Source organism: Pseudodesulfovibrio nedwellii, from assembly GCF_027923765.1.
Classification (GTDB): domain Bacteria; phylum Desulfobacterota; class Desulfovibrionia; order Desulfovibrionales; family Desulfovibrionaceae; genus Pseudodesulfovibrio; species Pseudodesulfovibrio nedwellii.
In genome coordinates this window covers 513,895-532,093 of sequence record NZ_AP026709.1, presented here as the reverse complement: position 1 = coordinate 532,093, position 18,199 = coordinate 513,895, and the positions used below count along the sequence as shown (strand labels likewise).

The 18,199-nt window shown below is 47.6% G+C and carries 17 protein-coding genes and 4 tRNA genes; 9 read left to right on the top strand and 12 right to left on the bottom strand.

Annotation, left to right across the window (positions count from 1 at the left end; all coding sequences use genetic code 11):
- Positions 1 to 18: 18 nt before the first annotated feature.
- The gene (locus SYK_RS02570; RefSeq protein WP_281762057.1) at positions 19 to 915 is read right to left on the bottom strand and encodes a biotin--[acetyl-CoA-carboxylase] ligase; all 897 of its coding nucleotides are present in this window, start codon (positions 913 to 915) and stop codon (positions 19 to 21) included.
- Between the two features lie 27 nt (positions 916 to 942).
- On the opposite strand from SYK_RS02570, the gene SYK_RS02565 reads away from it, so the two are divergent.
- From SYK_RS02565 to SYK_RS02550, 4 genes are all read left to right on the top strand, one after another.
- Entirely contained in the window at positions 943 to 2,055 is a 1,113-nt protein-coding gene (locus SYK_RS02565; protein WP_281762056.1) for a tRNA nucleotidyltransferase/poly(A) polymerase-related protein, read from the top strand.
- A 110-nt stretch (positions 2,056 to 2,165) separates the two neighbouring features.
- Positions 2,166 to 3,077, top strand: a complete 912-nt coding sequence (locus SYK_RS02560; RefSeq protein ID WP_281762055.1) for a DHH family phosphoesterase — start codon at positions 2,166 to 2,168, stop codon at positions 3,075 to 3,077.
- A 231-nt stretch (positions 3,078 to 3,308) separates the two neighbouring features.
- The gene (gene sucD / locus SYK_RS02555; protein ID WP_281762054.1) at positions 3,309 to 5,387 is read left to right on the top strand and encodes a succinate--CoA ligase subunit alpha; all 2,079 of its coding nucleotides are present in this window, start codon (positions 3,309 to 3,311) and stop codon (positions 5,385 to 5,387) included.
- Between the two features lie 12 nt (positions 5,388 to 5,399).
- A complete protein-coding gene (locus SYK_RS02550) occupies positions 5,400 to 6,467 on the top strand; it encodes a glycosyltransferase family 4 protein (RefSeq protein ID WP_281762053.1) in 1,068 nt (355 codons plus the stop codon).
- A gap of 30 nt (positions 6,468 to 6,497) precedes the next feature.
- Here the strand turns inward: SYK_RS02550 and SYK_RS02545 are convergent, their stop codons facing one another.
- The 4 genes from SYK_RS02545 to SYK_RS02530 all read right to left on the bottom strand — a co-directional run bounded on the left by SYK_RS02545 (position 6,498) and on the right by SYK_RS02530 (position 9,667).
- A complete protein-coding gene (locus SYK_RS02545) occupies positions 6,498 to 6,953 on the bottom strand; it encodes a metal-dependent hydrolase (protein WP_281762052.1) in 456 nt (151 codons plus the stop codon).
- Between the two features lie 35 nt (positions 6,954 to 6,988).
- The gene (locus SYK_RS02540) at positions 6,989 to 7,576 is read right to left on the bottom strand and encodes a TetR/AcrR family transcriptional regulator (RefSeq protein WP_353618271.1); all 588 of its coding nucleotides are present in this window, start codon (positions 7,574 to 7,576) and stop codon (positions 6,989 to 6,991) included.
- Positions 7,577 to 7,723: 147 nt separating this feature from the next.
- Positions 7,724 to 8,884: a SufB/SufD family protein gene (locus SYK_RS02535; RefSeq protein ID WP_281762051.1), complete on the bottom strand. Its 1,161-nt coding sequence runs from the start codon at positions 8,882 to 8,884 to the stop codon at positions 7,724 to 7,726.
- 24 nt (positions 8,885 to 8,908) lie between these two features.
- A complete protein-coding gene (locus tag SYK_RS02530) occupies positions 8,909 to 9,667 on the bottom strand; it encodes an ABC transporter ATP-binding protein (RefSeq protein ID WP_281762050.1) in 759 nt (252 codons plus the stop codon).
- Between the two features lie 156 nt (positions 9,668 to 9,823).
- Between SYK_RS02530 and SYK_RS02525 the strand changes: the two genes are divergently transcribed.
- Positions 9,824 to 10,546, top strand: coding sequence for a Smr/MutS family protein (locus SYK_RS02525; protein WP_281762049.1), 723 nt, complete (start codon positions 9,824 to 9,826; stop codon positions 10,544 to 10,546).
- Positions 10,547 to 10,605: 59 nt separating this feature from the next.
- On the opposite strand, the gene SYK_RS02520 is transcribed toward SYK_RS02525, so the two are convergent.
- Entirely contained in the window at positions 10,606 to 11,157 is a 552-nt protein-coding gene (locus tag SYK_RS02520; RefSeq protein WP_281762048.1) for a chemotaxis protein CheW, read from the bottom strand.
- Between the two features lie 283 nt (positions 11,158 to 11,440).
- Between SYK_RS02520 and SYK_RS02515 the strand changes: the two genes are divergently transcribed.
- From SYK_RS02515 to SYK_RS02500, 4 genes are all read left to right on the top strand, one after another.
- Positions 11,441 to 11,517, top strand: a tRNA-Pro gene (locus tag SYK_RS02515).
- A gap of 64 nt (positions 11,518 to 11,581) precedes the next feature.
- A tRNA-Thr gene (locus SYK_RS02510) sits at positions 11,582 to 11,657 on the top strand.
- Positions 11,658 to 11,880: 223 nt separating this feature from the next.
- Positions 11,881 to 11,957: transfer RNA gene (locus SYK_RS02505), tRNA-Pro, on the top strand.
- Positions 11,958 to 12,024: 67 nt separating this feature from the next.
- Positions 12,025 to 12,100, top strand: a tRNA-Thr gene (locus tag SYK_RS02500).
- 104 nt (positions 12,101 to 12,204) lie between these two features.
- Here SYK_RS02500 and SYK_RS02495 read toward each other — a convergent pair.
- The 6 genes from SYK_RS02495 to SYK_RS02470 all read right to left on the bottom strand — a co-directional run bounded on the left by SYK_RS02495 (position 12,205) and on the right by SYK_RS02470 (position 18,143).
- Positions 12,205 to 13,038, bottom strand: coding sequence for a flagellin (locus tag SYK_RS02495; protein WP_281762047.1), 834 nt, complete (start codon positions 13,036 to 13,038; stop codon positions 12,205 to 12,207).
- Between the two features lie 140 nt (positions 13,039 to 13,178).
- Positions 13,179 to 13,457, bottom strand: a complete 279-nt coding sequence (gene ilvN / locus SYK_RS02490; protein ID WP_281762046.1) for an acetolactate synthase small subunit — start codon at positions 13,455 to 13,457, stop codon at positions 13,179 to 13,181.
- Positions 13,450 to 15,126, bottom strand: a complete 1,677-nt coding sequence (gene ilvB, locus SYK_RS02485) for an acetolactate synthase large subunit (RefSeq protein WP_281762045.1) — start codon at positions 15,124 to 15,126, stop codon at positions 13,450 to 13,452. Before ilvB ends, ilvN begins: the two co-directional genes overlap by 8 nt.
- Before the next feature lie 440 nt (positions 15,127 to 15,566).
- The gene (locus tag SYK_RS02480) at positions 15,567 to 15,734 is read right to left on the bottom strand and encodes a hypothetical protein (RefSeq protein ID WP_281762044.1); all 168 of its coding nucleotides are present in this window, start codon (positions 15,732 to 15,734) and stop codon (positions 15,567 to 15,569) included.
- Positions 15,735 to 15,787: 53 nt separating this feature from the next.
- Positions 15,788 to 15,970: a hypothetical protein gene (locus SYK_RS02475; protein WP_281762043.1), complete on the bottom strand. Its 183-nt coding sequence runs from the start codon at positions 15,968 to 15,970 to the stop codon at positions 15,788 to 15,790.
- 34 nt (positions 15,971 to 16,004) lie between these two features.
- Positions 16,005 to 18,143: a putative bifunctional diguanylate cyclase/phosphodiesterase gene (locus SYK_RS02470; protein ID WP_281762042.1), complete on the bottom strand. Its 2,139-nt coding sequence runs from the start codon at positions 18,141 to 18,143 to the stop codon at positions 16,005 to 16,007.
- Positions 18,144 to 18,199: the final 56 nt, after the last annotated feature.

Below are 18,199 nucleotides of genomic sequence, written 5' to 3'. Positions count from 1 at the left end.
CCCCGCAACAAACGGGATTTAGAGAGGAGAAATCGACCCTGAAAACAAAACCGTTTCTTCTCCACCACGTAAAACAACGAGCCCACCTTGAGGGGAAAGGCCCACTATCACGGCCTCATATGGATCTAGGTTCCCTTCACGGACCTGAATGGTTTGTCCCATCCAAGCCAGCCTGTTCTCAATCATACGAATGAACTGAGTAGGCGGAATCTCGTCGAGCATGACTGCATACACATTTTCCCCACGACTTACAAGGGTTTCAAGGAGAGTCAACGGACCGCCTGAGAAGGATGGAATTGCGACAGTCCCCGCAGGAGCCGAACAATCTTCACGCATTAGCGTATCTTCAGGACATCCTACGAGGTTCAGTCCTAGTCCCAAAATTATGATTCCGTTTCGCTCTTCTATGAGCATTCCACCCACTTTTCGACCATTTTGAAGAATATCGTTCGGCCACTTGAGCTGAATTGAGGCTCCCAGAGACTCCAAAACATTGGCAAACAAAGCCCCAGCAACTAACGGCAACAAGTTTGTCAAAGATTCAGCCCATGGCCCTGCTGTCGGCGGCTTTGGCAAAACAATAGAAGCATGCATGTTGCCAGGCATGGATACCCATGGCCGACGAAGCTGCCCTCTGCCGCCATCCTGCACAACGCTGACAACAGCCCCCCATTCGCCCAAGAGACCATTTCCCACCATCTCACGGGCCAACTCCATTGTCGTCCCGCACTGTTGAGTAACAATAATTGTTGACTCTGAATCCTGACGAGCACGGAGCCACCCCTGGTTTTCGCCACAGTCATCACCACAAGGCCGCCACGGCCCCAAAGAAGCGACATCCGCGCTCCATACCTTGTGGTTTGCGGCCAACTCTTCCGGCGTTCCTTCCGGGAGAAAAATACCTTGTGGAATCATGAGTTACCTTATGCTATTGTGTCGGTCATGCGAATTTACTTGGCTGGCGGCGCTGTCCGCGATCTCCTGCTCGGCAGGACAATCCACGACAGAGATTATCTTGTCATGGATGCAACCCGTGATGAATTTATGAAAGCCTTTCCTGCCGCTAATGAAGTCGGCTTGGCGTTCCCGGTCTTCATATTGGACAGAACGGAATTCTCATTCCCGCGAGCAACCCCGCTCTCTAAAGAGTTAAAATCCCGTGACCTAACTGTCAATGCTCAACTTCTGAATGAAGACGGCGAATTGATCTGCCACCCAAAAGGGCTGAAAGATCTCCACGATAAAATTCTTCGTCCGGCTTCCGAGCAGGCTTTCTACACTGACCCTCTCAGGGTATTCCGCGCAGCCCGATTCTGGGCACAGCTTCCTGAATTCACGCCGCATGACGAGTTGAAAGAGACTATGCGAGCCGTCGCCAAATCAGACCAACTCACCTCTCTGGCACCAGATCGTATTGGTCAGGAAGTGTACAAAATGCTTGCAGCACCGGCTCCGGGTAATTTTCTTCGCCTACTTTCTGAGACCGATTGCCTGTCCCCATGGTTTGATGAACTTCACAATGCTTCAACCATACCGGCAGGTCCAACTCCTTACCATGACACCCATGTCCTTGAACACATTTGCCGGACCATGGACTCTTTGGCCGGAAACACAACAGCCGTCTGGATGGGACTCTGCCATGATCTTGGCAAGACGTTGACTTCAAAAGAAAAACTTCCAAGCCACCATGGTCATGATCACGCAGGGATTCCCCTTGCAAAAACTCTTGCTCGCCGAGTCAGGTTATCAAACCGTCTCAAAACCGCTGGAATAAAAGCCGCGCAGTGGCACATGATCGCAGCCCGATATGACGAACTCCGATCAGGCACCAAGGTTGACCTTCTCATGGACGCCCACCTTTCAGGCGTGCTGGCCCCTCTCTTTGAACTCGTGCGCGTCGACCAGGACAAAGACTTCCGAAGCCATGCCCTCAGAAACCTGACGACTATCCTTGCTGTAAAGCTAAGGCCGGAAGATAGAAACCTCGGTGCAAAGTCCGGTGAAAAGCTTCGCTACCTTCGAGCACAAACCCTAGCCCAACGACTTCGTAAATAACGCTTCTTTTTTGACAAAATATTTTGGAACAGATACGTCTGTATCGTCCTGAAAAGTACAAGATAGACATCACAAACCAAGCACATATAAAATGAAATGGAGAATCGCCGATGAGACTTGTCACCCGATCCGATTTTGACGGCCTGGCCTGTGCCACGCTCCTCAAGCACCTTGGCCTCATAGACGATTATCTCTTTGCCCACCCCAAAGATCTTCAGGACGGCAAAGTTGAAGTGACCCCTAATGATATACTCGCCAACGTCCCGTATGTGGCAGGATGTGGATTGTGGTTTGATCACCACACCAGCGAAAAAGACCGTTTGGGTGACATTGAATTCGAAGGCGAAAGCAAACCACTGCCAAGTTGCGCCCGAGTTATCTACGACTATTACGGTACGGATAAATTTCCGGAATCATTCACCGATTTCATGAATGCGGTAGACAAAGTTGACTCCGCCAATCTGACCGCAAAAGAAATCACTTCGCCTACCGGCTGGATTCTTTTGGGCTTTGTTATGGACCCAAGAACAGGACTGGGGCGATATAGGGACTATCGAATCAGCAACTACCAGCTTATGCTGGATATGATCGAATATTGTCGATCCATGACCGCCGAAGAAATAATGAAACAACCTGACGTCAAAGAACGTATCGACAAATACTTCGCTGATGAGCCCAAATTCGTTCAAATGCTCAAGAATAACTCAAGCATCCACGACAATGCAGTTGTGCTGGATCTCAGGGACCAAGAACCAATTTATTGTGGTAATCGCTTCATGATCTACACCTTGTTCGACCAGTGTAACGTCAGCATTCGTGTCATATGGGGTTTCAAAAAACAAAACGTAGTATTCACCGTGGGGCACTCAATTCTCAACCGCACGAGCAACACGGACGTTGGCTCACTGACGCTCTCGTTCGGTGGCGGTGGACATCGTGCCGTCGGTACTTGTCAAGTCCCTGAAGGTGCGACTTCGGAAACGCTTAAAAAACTACTCAAACGAATTAATGCCGATGGATAGCCATTGATCCTCTTTCGACATTAAACACTATCGGCAACAGACTTAAACAATAAATCAGCAACGCGGCATATAACTTTTTTTGCCGCGTTGCTCCATTTTCAACACATTCAAAATCACAATTCACATACTTTTTATCCCATAACCTCACAGCGGCGGCACATTTACGTTGATTCGTATGCCCAAACCCACTATAAGGTGCCTCCGTATATGTAATGTAATCAGGAGCTCGACATGCTGCTTAATGAACACAAGAGCAAAATTCTTTTCAAGAAAGCCGGAGTCCCCACTCCCGAGGGTATTGCTGTCCTCCCAGGCGAAGAAGACAACTTCAAGCCAGACTTTCCCCTACCGTGGTTCCTGAAATCACAAGTACTTACCGGAGGACGAGGTAAAGCTGGCGGTATTCTGCGCATTGACTCCGCCGAGGACTTCCCCGCAACCGCACGCACTCTTTTCGCCCTAAACATAAAGGGCCATTCCGTACCGTTTATCCGTGTCGAACCCGGCGCGGAAATCGCTCGTGAATTCTACATCTCATTGACAGTATCCCGTGAACACAAATGCATTCTGCTCACCGTGGGACGTGAAGGTGGCGTGGAAATCGAAAATCTCGGCGCAGACAATCTGCTCGTTCAAAAAATCAAACTCCCCGGCGGACTAGCTCCTCATCAAATCAGGGCCGCTTTCTTTCATCTGGGGCTTAAAAAAGAACAGCTCAAAGATTTCGCAGCATTACTGACAAGCCTTTTCACGGGAATGCTCAACAACGGACTGCTTATGGCCGAGATCAACCCCCTGATCATTACCCCTGAGAATCAGTTCATCGCATTGGACGGCAAGGTTGAAATCGACGACAACCATGCTGACATTGATCCTGAAATGGAAGCTTACTACCAACGCGAACACGCCACGCCGGAAGAAAATGAAGCCCGCGACGCAGGCCTCTCTTTCGTCAAACTTCCTGGCTGGGTCGGCCTAATGGTCAACGGTGCAGGACTGGCCATGGCAACCATGGATTTGCTGAACTTTTCCAAACTACCTGCCAGCAACTTCTTGGACCTAGGTGGAGCTGCTGATCAAAAGCGCATGAAAACGGCACTGGAACTACTTTTTGGCGACAATCAGGTCAAAGCTATTTTTATCAACCTTTTCGGAGGAATACTCTCCTGTGAAAAAGTTGCCCTCGCCATGAAAGGTGCCCTCAAGGGGAACGCCCCGAAAAAGCCCATCGTGGCTCGAATGTCTGGCAAGGACGCCAAGTCTGGTTTGGAAATTCTCAAAAGCCTTAATGTGGACGGCCTGCACATGGCCGGAGATATGAAAGAGGCTATCGATATTCTAACCACACTCAAGCCTGCGGATGTACAAGTTATTGATTTTCCGGCCCCTATGGATTGTCCAGCGGGCCAAACACCGAAACCAGTCAGTTATACCAATGACGCCGTATTCGGTATCGACAAAGACACCCCCATTCTGGTTCAGGGTATTACTGGTCGCGAAGGCCAACTTCATACACGCCTCATGCAGGAATATGGAGCAAATGTGGTAGCTGGTGTCACCCCATTCAAAGGTGGACAGGAAGTACTCGGCGTACCGGTGTACAACTCCATCGCCGAGGCAAAACGTTCACATGAGATCGGCGCAAGCATCATCTTTGTCCCCCCCAAAATGGCCGCAGACGCCGTTTACGAAGCAGCGTCCAATGACATTCCTTGGGCCATCTGCATCACTGAAGGCATTGTACAACACGACATGCTTTCCACATTCGAACAAATTAAAGACTCCCGAACTCGAGTTGTCGGGCCGAATACACCGGGCATAATTGTTCCCGGCAAAACCAAAATCGGCATTCTGCCCACGACGCCTTTCATTCCCGGTCCTGTAGCCGTACTCTCCCGCAGTGGCACCCTGACCTATGAAGTCGCGGATCGTCTGACTTCAGCTGGCATTGGGCAATCTCTTTGTGTCGGTATTGGTGGCGACCCATTTATTGGTGTCAATTTCGTTGATATGTTTGAAATGATTCGCAATCATGATAAGACAAAGGCTGTAGTTGTTCTTGGAGAAATCGGCGGTCAGGCCGAAGAAAATCTGGCAGAATACGTCATAAAATCCGGATTTGACAAACCCGTCATATCTTTTATCGCAGGACAGACAGCCCCTCCCGGCAAACGATTGGGCCACGCCGGCGCCATTCTTGAAAAAGGCGGTGGTATCAAGAGCAAACTCGAAACCATGAGTAAAGCTGGATTCGCTATCTGCCCGAGCCTTGAGGCCGTTGCAAAAATGACTGCCAAGGCACTGAAGTAACAGAGGTTTATTTTGAAAGTTTTGCTCCTTGATTTAGGAAAAATAATACGTGGCGGACAACGCCAAGTCTTTTACCTTGCCCGTTACCTAGCTCAAACCCCCGGATTTGAACCGTTGGTTGCAGTCCCCAACAATTCCCCCTTGAAACCCTTGTTGGAAGAAGCAAAGATCCCTTGTGCGGATCTCCCCTCATCCAACGACTACAACCCATTCAACATTTTTCGTCTGACACGCTTGATTAGTTCTTTCAAACCGGATGTTGTCCATACAAATGACGCCAAGGGAGCTTCACTTGCTGCCTTGGTCAAAAAATTCAATGACAGCTTCAAACTAGTTCACAGTCGAAGGGTTTCCTACAAGCTTAAACCGGGGTGGAGTCGCAGCAAATATCTTGCTGGTGACGCATTGGTCGCAGTCAGCCGTGAAATTCAGGAAGTGTTAGTTTCCTGTGAAATCCCAAAAGAAAAAACAAGCACAATCCATAGCGGAATTGATGCCGAAATGTATGAATTGGAACAACGACAGCACCCCGTCTTGACACTTGGTGCAGTGGGTGCCCTCAGTACGCAGAAAGGATTTGAGGTTCTCATAGAATCTTTGGCCCATCTGAAAGAATCGCCAACAATGCCAGACTGGCAATGTATGATAGCTGGAGAAGGCCCCCTGCTTCGAGAATTAAAACAACAGGCTGAGAAACTGGATCTGGCACGTTCAATCCTGTTTCTCGGGTATCAAGACAGCCGTATAGTACTTCCGGAAATCGACGTACTGATTATTCCGTCAGTTGACGGAGAAGGCTCCAATGCTGTCATCAAGGAAGGATGGGCCACAAAAACGCCCGTTATTACGTCTGACCTCCCCTCCAATCTGGAATTGGTCACACATGAACATGATGGTTTGGTCTTCCGCAATCGAAATGCCAAAGAATTAGCCACGAACATCGTTAGAGTGGTCACGGACCAAACATTAGCTGACAAATTGATCAATAATGGTTCTGAATCAGTGACCAATTACACAGACAAAACCATGGCTCAAAAATACGTGGCTCTCTATCAACGGCTGACGGGCGCAACATCCTAGGATCTTATGATCACAAATTGATCACTGATATCATTTAAATTTTCCATCCAAAATCAAATGAGAAAAATAGCCCGCAACAAAAGCCGCATAGAACGGAATGAACTCCCGAACGGCATCTGGCATCTGCATAAAAAACGGAACGGCCAAAATAGGAACAGGCACCAAAAGCATTGCCCACCATGTATGCGTCCATCCTCGATGCGACCCGACAGCCGGAAGCATGGAAAAGAGTCCAAACCAAGCGGCCCAGACATATAACCCCCTGAGTATCAACACCAAATCCACCACGGTAAAAACGGCATAATAAAGATTCTGCCCTTTGGAGTTGGTATCAACATCTGGAAACAACGCACCCAGTAGGCAAAAGCCTATCAATCCAATAGCTTGAAGTGGGTCAAAGACCAACCATCCCAGCAGTATTGCGCCAACCAATCCCATGACGCCAAAAAAAAGGCCACCAGCAAGATGTCCTCGGTAATCAGGCATACATCACCATATGATAGAAATGAAAAATCACTAAATTAAAGAGCCTCCGGCGTACACACACTCCGCAAAATAAACAGACGAGCCTCTTCATATAACTCGGCAACCTTGTACGGCGTCAAAAAACGGGTACGAACGGCACCAACAATACTTCCATAAACCATGAAGGCAGTCTGAGTGACCGGCAAATTTTTGAGAGATCCGTCCTCAACGCCTCGGCGCAAGAACTCCTCAATCATATCAATAAGTTCTCTAAACTTAGCACCAATTTTATCCCGATCCAAATCAGGATTATCATCGCTGAAAGGTGAACACCGGATAATGGTTGGAAATGTTTTCTCATTCTCTACAGTAAAATCCAGATATGCTCCAATAAATGCCCCCAGAGCGTCACAACCGGACTTGCAATTATCTGTTTTTGCACGCAGTTCAGTGATCATTGTGTCGATCAATTCACTCCCGGCAACCATGAAGAGATTTTCTTTGGATTCAAAATAATGAAAGACCAATCCCGATGCCACTCCAGCCTGTTCAGCGACCATTTTCATGGTCGTTCCGGCATATCCACATCGAGCGAATATTTCCTGGGCGGCTCTCAGAATCTTTTCTTTCTTTCCTATTGACACTTTTTCCCTCCAAAAACTCGGCAGATGTGTAATTTCTTGCCATTGTTTAGTACGCCCGAACCGTTTGTACAAGCGGTATTTCCCACAAAGCACACAAAAAAGGCGATGGCCAAAGCCACCGCCTTATTTTTTGATTCTCGATAAAAACTACATGGCGTCAGAGGCTTGCAATTCCTCAATCTGCTTATCAATTTCCCTCTGTAACCGAGCGGGCAGCCCCATAATATCGGTATTCAGAAAACCGCGGACGATGGTCGAGGTTGCCTCGTCTTCATCCATGCCACGAGCCATGAGATATTCAATCTCTTCTTGTGCAATTTTACCCACAGACGCTTCATGAGAGAGCTCTACACCCTCCACGGTACCGTCCAATTCGGGGATAGCCCAGATACGACCACCACCAAGAATAAGGCCCTGACATTCGAGGTGCCCCTTACTCGGCACATGATGTGCACCGATGTGACCACGATTAATGATCGTGCCGCCGGTAGAAATGGTCCGAGCAATGATCTCACACCGTGTGTGCGGTGCGTTCATGATTACCCGGTTACCCATATCCAGATGAGAACCTTCAGGAGCCATCACAACGGAATTGAAACGTGCCACGGAGTGCGGACCATTCATTTCGATGGACGGGTACATCTGTAAGTCCTTGACCGGCTTGAGCAGAACATAATTGGACAGGAACTTGCCGCCCTCTTCAACCACACCTGCAGACCGGGGGCGGACAGCAACGTCCTCGCTCCAGTTGTGTACCATGGTAAAAGTCAGTGATGCGTTCTTTTTAACAAAAAATTCGGAAATACCCAAATGCGCCCCAGCCTTTGTGCCATGAGCCACGGAACAACCGGTAATAATGTGCGCCTCTGCCCCCTCTTCGATGATGACGAGATTGTGCACATTCTGGCCAACATTCTCGGACTTAAGCATCAAGCAGGACTGAATGGGGTCCTTGATTTTAGCGCCAGCCTTGACGCGAATGAAATATCCACCATGCAAATTGTCATAGGCAGATTTGGTAAACTCATCCTTATCTTTGTCTACCAACGTCCAGTAGTATTCCTTAAGGCCATCATACTTCTTGAGAGCATCCTTGATGTCCATAATCTCAACACCATCATCCATGGACTGACAATGCACGGCAGACTGATCCATCTGCAAATAAGAAGCGGAACGCGTGCTCAGGTCAGAAACAACGCCAGCCATGAGGAGTTGGTCCTTGTCCTCTTCGGACAAAACAGACAAATCATCAATGGCTTCCTGCTGAAGCCCGTCAAACTTGAAATTGGTAAGATCGACTTTATTCATATCTATCTCCTTCACAAGGAGTTGCTAGTTCATGCAGCGAACACATTCCTGGTAGCCATGCTCCCGGATGTGGTCCAAAATATCTCTGGGACGGCCTTCACAACACAGGTGGCCCTGATACAGAACCTGTCCGCGGTCAGCGTTGACATAGTCAAGGATGTAACCGGTATGGGTGATAATCAGTCCGGCTGTTCTGGTTTGTTCCTTGCGCTCACGCAGGCTCAAATCAGGAGTAATATTAAAATTACCATCCAGCACGTCGCGGGCGACCTTGCCCACCAACTGCATGTTCTCCATATCAACGCCTGATTCCGGCTCGTCAAAAAGTACGAGGTCAGGCTGCTGTGCCATAAGCTGAAGTAATTCAGATCGTTTGATTTCCCCACCGGAAAAACCGGCGTTAATATCACGATCTAAAAATTCGGTCATGTTGACGGTTTCAGCCAACATTTCAGGATTCACTTCACCTTTTCGAGAACACCTCTGGACAAGATGGCGGGTCCGCAAGCCATGAATGGTCGGGGGTCGCTGGAAGGACATACCAACACCAAGGCGTGCCCGTTCATACATGGGGACTTCCGTGATGTCCTGTCCTTTAAAGTATATCTTTCCCTTGGTGACATTATATCCGGAAAAGCCCATCAGAGACATAAGAAGGGACGTCTTGCCCGAACCATTCGGTCCGAACAAAATAAATGTTTCCCCTTCGTTTATCTGAAGATTGATCCCCTTGAGGACCTCTTTATCGCCGATGTTGACATGCAAGTCTTCTATGGTCAGCATCTGTTCCCTCGCTTTAAGTCTTTGTGCAAACAGGCTCATTACTTAACGCAGCCTTGGAAGTCCAGCGAATCGTACGAACGCCGCGGGACACAACTCTTTAGCTTGCTCCATGCAAGCATTTGGATATACTCGTTTCGACCAAAGGAAGGATAAGCAATGAAAAAGAAGCGTATAAACAACCTTGGCGATCTCAAGCAGATCAAATTCGAGAAGAAAAAAGACGATGTCTATTCTCTTCCGTACGACAAAAATGTGCCTCAAAAAGAAAATGTCAACCCACAAAATGAACCAGCAGACGAAGAAGTATTCATGGCCGCCATGCGCGGGGTGGAAAAAATGGATGGCGCAAGCGGCAGACAGGTGGCTCCCCAAGCTGAAACAGCCCCGTCTCAAGTCGTTTCCGTTGAAGATGAAACCCAAGACCCTCAACGATTTATGCGAGGCGACATCGAATTCGAACTCGAATACACTGATGAATTCATGTACGGTTATGTTCGCGGCCTAGATATCAAAATATTTCAACAACTCAAATCCGGCTCGCTTAGCGTTGCCACTCACCTCGATCTTCATGGTATGACAGCGGATCAGGCTCAAGAGAATCTGCTCTTCTTCATCCGAGAAAGCTATCTTCAGGGACATCGATGTGTCTTGGTCGTCACTGGCCGTGGGAAAAACTCCCCCGGTGGACAATCGATTCTGCGAACAGGAACCGAAACATGGTTGACCAAAGAGCCACTCAGACATGTTGTTTTAGCTTTTTGCACCGCACAACCCAAAGATGGTGGTGCAGGAGCTTTATACGTACTCCTCCGCAAACAGAAGAAGACTCAGGGCAAGATAAAGTGGGATACTACGGTCAATTGGGACGACAATGAATAACAAGACCTGTTAAATAAAATAAAAACCCTCGCTCTTTCGAACGAGGGTTTTTATTTTTGTTAAGCTGAGGCTGCTGAAGTTGCCGCCACACCCTCTTCAACAGGTGGTTGATCGACTCCACCGCCCACTCCTGCCAGATTCTTGGCAATGGCAAGCTCTTCTGCAGAAAAAATCTTATTGATATCAATGATAATAATGAACTGCCCGTTCTGACGTCCCATTCCCTTAATATACTCGGCATTGATGGCTGCGCCCATCTTGGGAGCAGGCTCAATAGTATCCGGAGTCATTTCAAAGACCTCGCGTACGGAATCGACAAGAGCACCCATGACAGTGAATTCTCCCTCAAATTCAATCTCGACAATAATAATGCACGTATCGACGGTGTCTTCACCCTGCGACATGCCCAGCTTCAAGCGCATGTCCACAACCGGAACGGCATGACCACGCAGATTGATAACACCACGCATAAACTCGGGTGTCCTAGGGATCTTAGTAATGGACGTTAATTCCAGAACTTCCCGTACCGTCCCGATATCCAACGCAAAAATTTCTTTACCTAAAGTGAAGGTCAAAAACTGATTGATATCTTTCAAAGCTTCATCAGCCATGGCAACCCCCTGATCAATTTATGTTTATTTTCTCTTTATCCGACATGAACAAGTCATTCGGGCCTAGGGCAACAAACCGCTTCCCCATGATTTAGTCAATGCTTATGTGGTTAATAATACATATTTACATGGAAAAACCATTATAAATATGACCAGATGAATGATCTTATAGAATATACTACGCAATCAGCAAGGGGATTCTCAAAAAAACCACCACTTTGGCATTTTTCTCAAAAAAAGGATTGACACTCACAGCGGTCAAAGATAGTTACTCACTTCGCGTCGGGATGTAGCGCAGCCTGGTAGCGCACTTGACTGGGGGTCAAGGGGCCGAAGGTTCAAATCCTTTCATCCCGACCAATGATGGAATCCCCCGCTGGACCGAGTCAAATCGGTCCAGCATTTCATCAAAAACAGACGGAATGCTGACGTAGCTCAATCGGTAGAGCGCGTCCTTGGTAAGGACGAGGTAGGCAGTTCAATCCTGCTCGTCAGCTCCATATATTAAAACCGCTAATCTTCGGATTGGCGGTTTTCTTTTTTTCATTTCGACACCAAAATTCAGACATAAAAGAACTCGGTTTTTATTGAGCTTTACCACCCGTTCTCCTTCCTCAACCAGACACTTCTTCCTCCTTAACTCACTTGGATCAAAAGATTTACACATTACACCAATCAATGGTTGACACTCTCCGCTGTCACATATAGTTACTCTCTTCGCGTCGGGATGTAGCGCAGTCTGGTAGCGCACTTGACTGGGGGTCAAGGGGCCGGAGGTTCAAATCCTCTCATCCCGACCAATTACGAAATACCCCGATGGACCGGCTCACGGTCGGCCCATCATTTCGTAGCATAGCCTGACCAAAGGCTGTCGTAGCTCAGTTGGTAGAGCGCGTCCTTGGTAAGGACGAGGTAGGCAGTTCAATCCTGCTCGACAGCTCCATATATCGAAACCGCCATTCCACATCGGGATGACGGTTTTCTTATTGCATCATAAAAAACATCAATTTAATGCCCCGTTGTATACTTTTCCTTACCAAAAGTTCACTAACCGTTGCTATCGAATAACGTTCCACTTTCTCTAATAATAAGGTCCGCCAAGAGTTGCTCCATAGAATAACTCGGGTCAGAAGGCTTGCGCATCTGTGCGGCCTGATCGAGAAGTTGCGCTTGACTCTGTAAATGAAGTTCCTGCGCCTGCAAACTGTCCTCTTTACCAGCGTAAACATCCTGAATAGCACTCATATCCGACAAATAGGATTGAACAGATGCCAATTGAGTTGCTCTGTCTCCGGCATCCACGAGGTCTGCACTGTCAAACACCGTCCAATCATATCCATCGACATTATGAAACGTGACATCAAAGCCACCACTTTTGCTGGATTGAATGTGCACATTGCCTGTGGCATCAATCTGGTCCGTTCCCCACTGAGAACCATCCAACAGGGCAATACCGTTGTAATCCGAATTGGAAATCGTACCTGTTATTTTGTCCAAGAGTGCATCGTAGTCAGCCTTGACAACTGCACTATTTTCATCAAGTTCTCCGGTATTAATCTTGTCGATAATATCTTCCATATCTTCCAGAGCATCAGCGATGGTCGCCATGTCGGTCCGTGCCACACCAACCATAGAGGCAGCTTCTCCAACGTTCCGAGACGCCTGTCGAGTTGCCCCGGCATCAGACCGCAACTGCCCGCTGATGGCCTCTTCAAAAGGATTGGTAAAAGTTTCTGCACGCACAGGACCACCAAGGACAAGACTTCGAAGATCTTGTCCCATCTTGGACGCACCAAACAGCTGATTTGTCAGCATATCCTGCTGCAACAGTTGGGAGGAATACGTATACAAAAAATTCTTTTCAATATCGGACAGCGACATTCTCTCTCCCGGAGATGCAGTTAAAGTCTTCCGTATGTGTTATCGACGAGTTCGGCACTATCTTTAGGGGGGCATGTTTCATACACAAAAAAAAGGCCGACATTTTGTCGGCCTTTCACACAGAAGCTCATATTCTTTTTTTATTGAACAAATTCAGACATTTTCATAAAAACCTCATGTCCGTGGTCGTGACGCTCTACCCCTAAAACGTCTTCCAGTTTGTCTACCTGTTTAATCATTTGATCCAGTCGATGATCCGCGTTGACAAGCAACCATATTTTACTCTTGCCACCGCCATTAATCGGCATACAGGCAATACCTTCAACGTTGTAGGCCCTGCGGGCAAAAAGCCCACAAATATGAGACATCACACCGGGATGATTGTTCACCGACAACTCGAGAACCGTTTGCTTACACATTTTTCTCACCTCCAATCATTTCAGAATTCGCAGCACCCGGAGGGACCATCGGATAGACAGGGTCATCGGGACTAAGGGGCACATGGATCAAGGACGGACCAGACTCCGCCAACGCTTCTTCCAACGTCTTGGCGGGATTGCTACTTGTGCCCAAATCATGAGTATTGATACCAAACCCATCCGCAATTTTGATAAAATCGACGCTTTTTGAATAATCGGAAGCAAAATACCGTTTGCCGTAAAACAGATCCTGTTGCTGACGAACCAAACCAAGCGCATTGTTGTTGGTCAAAATGATCTTGATCGGGATGTCGTATTCCATGGCTGTAGCCAAGTCCTGAATATTCATCATAATCGAACCGTCACCGCTGAAACAAATCACTGAACGATCCGGGGCTGCCAAAGCGGCACCAATTGATGCGGGCATACCAAATCCCATGGTGCCAAGACCACCAGATGTCAGCCATTGGCGCGGATGTTTGAAAGGATATACTTGAGCGGTCCGCATCTGATGCTGCCCGACATCAGTACATACAATCGCAGTTTCTCCGGCCAGTTCAGCCGCTTTCAACACGACTCCATACGCTGATGTCGGGTCCTCGGCATGCGGTATCAACATTGGATGATCATTCTTCAACGCCTGAACCTGCGCATTCCATACTTCGCGTACCTTTTCCTCAACCTGTGGAATCAAGGCTTGAAAAATATCAAGGACGTCGCCAGTGACAGATGCTGTGGATGTTTTAATTTTATCCAATTCACTCGGATCGATATCCATATGAATCACTTTAGCATTGGGACAAAATTCCGGAACCTTGCCGGTTGCACGGTCATCAAAACGCACACCCACGGCAACAAGCAAATCACATTCTTCCAAGGCCATATTGGTATAACGGGCCGCATGCATACCCAGCATTCCCAAACAGAGCGGATTATCCGTCGGAATAACCCCCAACCCCATAAGGGTCATTGCGGACGGGATACCCGCCTTTTCCGCCAAAGCAAGGGCCTCGGCAGCCGAATCGGATTGAATAACGCCACCGCCAAGATACAAAACAGGCCTTTCCGCCTTGTTAATCATATCAGCAGCCCGTCTGATTTCGGCCGGGATCAACTCCTCAGTCGGTTCACGTTCGCCAATTTCCGACCACGCATCAAATTCACACATGGCCATCTGCACATCTTTGGGAACATCAACAACCACAGGCCCGGGCCGACCACTTGACGCTATACGAAACGCAGCAGGTATGACGTCAAGCAAATCTTTTACGGAACGAACAAGAAAATTATGCTTCGTAATGGGAACGCTCAGGCCATATGTGTCGACTTCCTGAAAAGCGTCAGTACCGATCATGGAAAGCGGCACCTGCCCGGTAATACAGATAATAGGGATGGAATCAAGCTTGGCATCGGCAATAGCCGTCAAGGTATTGGTCGCTCCCGGCCCGGAGGTAGCGAAAAACACCGCCGGCTTGCCCGTAACGCGAGCCATGCCCTGAGCAATAAAGCCGGCTCCCTGCTCATGGCGGGTCAGAATATGCCGAATGGAGTCACTCTGCCCCAACGCATCATACATGGGCAGATTGGCACCACCAGGGATACCTGCGATAGTATCTATTCCCTGCCGTTCCAACAATTTGATAATAATTTCCGCACCACTCAATTTCATTACTCATCTCCTCATGTGTGCCCCGGAGCGTTTGGCGGGATTCAAAAGAAAAACCCCCGCCGGATGCACCGACGGGGGTTGAAAATTCGTTAAAAATGATCCCGTTATGGCGCGTCCGTTTTGACACCGCATACTACTACGTCTACTACGACGCATACGCTGACCACTACTAGGCTGGCGGGGATGTTGGAAATGGTGTTCAAATCACGCTGCATTGGGAAAATCCTTTTCGTTTCTAAAAAAGACAACTAGTCCTGTCCCTTGGAAAGGTCAAGCTGTTTCGTAATTCATTCCAGCTTTTTCATTTTCAGTGTTTACTTAATCAAAACATCAAAGAAAAAAAACATATTGCGAACTCGTCATTCTTAACCAGCTCTTTATAGTTTACCGCCTGTCTATCTATGGTAGCCATACGAGATCATGGACTGATCGGTCTAACTTTACAGTCGGTCTACAGCCAACCAGAAAGCTGCTGCGCCCACGAAAAGACGAACGACGTGACCTATATGGAAATGATACCCCCAATCAATGGCAAACATGGCAACAACAGCCACCACAAAACCTGCCAGGATCATCTTTCGCCAAATATTCAGCCGCAACAAATTCATGCAAAGACTCCGGGACCTTCCGGTCGATTGATCTTTTTCAAGGGAAAAACCGCCTACAAACTGCGGAACACGTTGGATACTGCCAGAACGATGAATCCGGTTGAGACCAGCCAAAACGGCTGAATCACATTTTCCAAAGCGGGAACAGACATAACATCGATTTGAATAAGTATACCGAGAAGGCCGATGAGGACTCCGATGATCCAGGTGATCAACTGCGGGGCACTGAGGTTCATGGACACAGCTCCAATTGCTTTCTAGTCTTGCGATTTATTCAGAATTCTTAACAAAATCTTCGGCATCCGCTTCACACAGCGGCTTCGAATATAAATATCCCTGACCGTAATCGCATTGCAATGAATAAAGCAAGTCCCTTTGCCTCTCGGTTTCGATGCCCTCCGCCACAACACGAAGGCGTAAACTATGCGCCATATTCACAATGGCTCTTATAATTTCTATATTTTCAGGAGCCGATTCCATCCGCTGCACAAAGCTCAAATCAATCTTTAGTTGATCCGTGGGGAACTTTTGCAAATAACTCATGGAGGAATAACCGGTTCCAAAATCGTCGATAGACAACAAAATTCCGAGGTCTTTCAAAAGATTCAGCTGATTGGTTGATTTCATGGCATCCAACATGACAACAGTTTCCGTAATCTCCAATTTAAGACAGTATGAAGGCAATCCGGAGCGTTCCAAGAGACTTGCCACATCCGCAGCCAGTGAGGATTCCCCAAACTGCTTGGCTGAGATATTGACGGCAATAGTCAATTCCGAAGCAATCGGATGTTTCTTACGCCAAGTATTCATGACACCGCATGCCTGCTCAAGTATCTGCATACCAAGCTCAACAATCAACCCAGTCTCTTCGGCTACCGGAATAAACTCACCGGGATTGACCATCCCCCGCTCTGGATGATTCCAACGAGCAAGTGCCTCAAATCCATAAAGCCTACCATCCGCCAAATTCACAATAGGTTGATAATAAGCTTCAAACTCTCGAGCCTTCAAAGCTCTCTTGAGATCATTTTCAACAGCTAAAATGTTGATCACGCCTTCACGCATGCTCTTATGATAAGCTACATAACGATTTTTACCGCTATCTTTGGCTTCATTCATGGCAACCTGTGCGTTGTGAACAAGCTCCTCCGACTCCACCTGTGTACCAGAGGCAATATCATATCCGATGCTGGCAGATACGTTGAACTTAATACCTTCAACTTCAACAGATTTACTAAATGAATTATGAATTTCTTTAATTAGCGCCTGTACATCCAACACATTGTCCATCTCATGAATCAATATTCCGAATTCATCTCCGCCAAAACGGGCAACCGTATCCAATGGCCGAACGATCCCCTTCAAATTCTCGCTGATACGCATCATCAACGTATCCCCAACAGCATGTCCATAGTGATCATTGACAGCTTGAAATCTATCCAGATTGATAAACAAGGCAGCGTAGTAATCACTATCCTCAACAGATCTATCAACGGCTTGGCTCAATCTGTCCAAAAATAAAACTCGATTCGGCAGCCCTGTGAGTGTGTCGTGGAGGGCACTATGTTTGAGTTGCTCTTCCATGCGTTTTCGATTGGTAATATCACGCATGCTTATTCTGATGCCAAGATTGGTCCCTTCTTCGGTCCTAATTGCATGCTTGATAAGACTCAACCACCGGACCTTGACGTTGGAGTCATAAATTCTAAAATCAAGATTCTCGTCGCCTCCAACAGCTTCATCATTCATGAAACTGAACCATCCCGGCCGATCATCGGGATGAACTATTTTCCCAAAAAGATCTGGGTCCTGCACATAGGCATCAGGAGAATATCCACTGATACGTTCGCACGATGGCGAAATATACCGAATATCTCCCTCTGGACCTATCCAGCACTCCCAATCATAATTATAATCAGCAACCAGCCGATATCGCTGCTCGGACTTTTCCAATGCAGCCTTGGATGCCTCCAATTGCTTCACCGTGGCCTCAAGGCGATATGTCGTTTCTTCCAGATGCCGCTTTTTACGATGCAAATCGGCAAAGATATTCATCTTGCTCCGAAGCACCTCTGGCTCGACAGGCTTGAATAAATAATCAACCGCTCCAAGTTCGTATCCACGAAAAACATGTCGCTGGTCCTTGCTTATGGCCGTAATGAAAATTATTGGTATATCACGAGTGGACTCGGAGCTACGAATCCGTTCGGCAAGTTCGAAGCCATCCATACCGGGCATCATGACATCCAGTAGAGCTACTGCAAAATCATGATTGGACAGACACTCTAAGGCCTGAGCCCCGGACAACGCTGTTACAAGATTAAAGTCATACCCTTTGAGTATGCCTTCGACCAATTTGAGATTGATTCGTTCGTCATCCACGACGAGAACATCAACAGTATCGCTCATTTTTCCTCATTATTATCGCGTATTTCCATTTTGAAATCCGATGATAAAAACAGCAT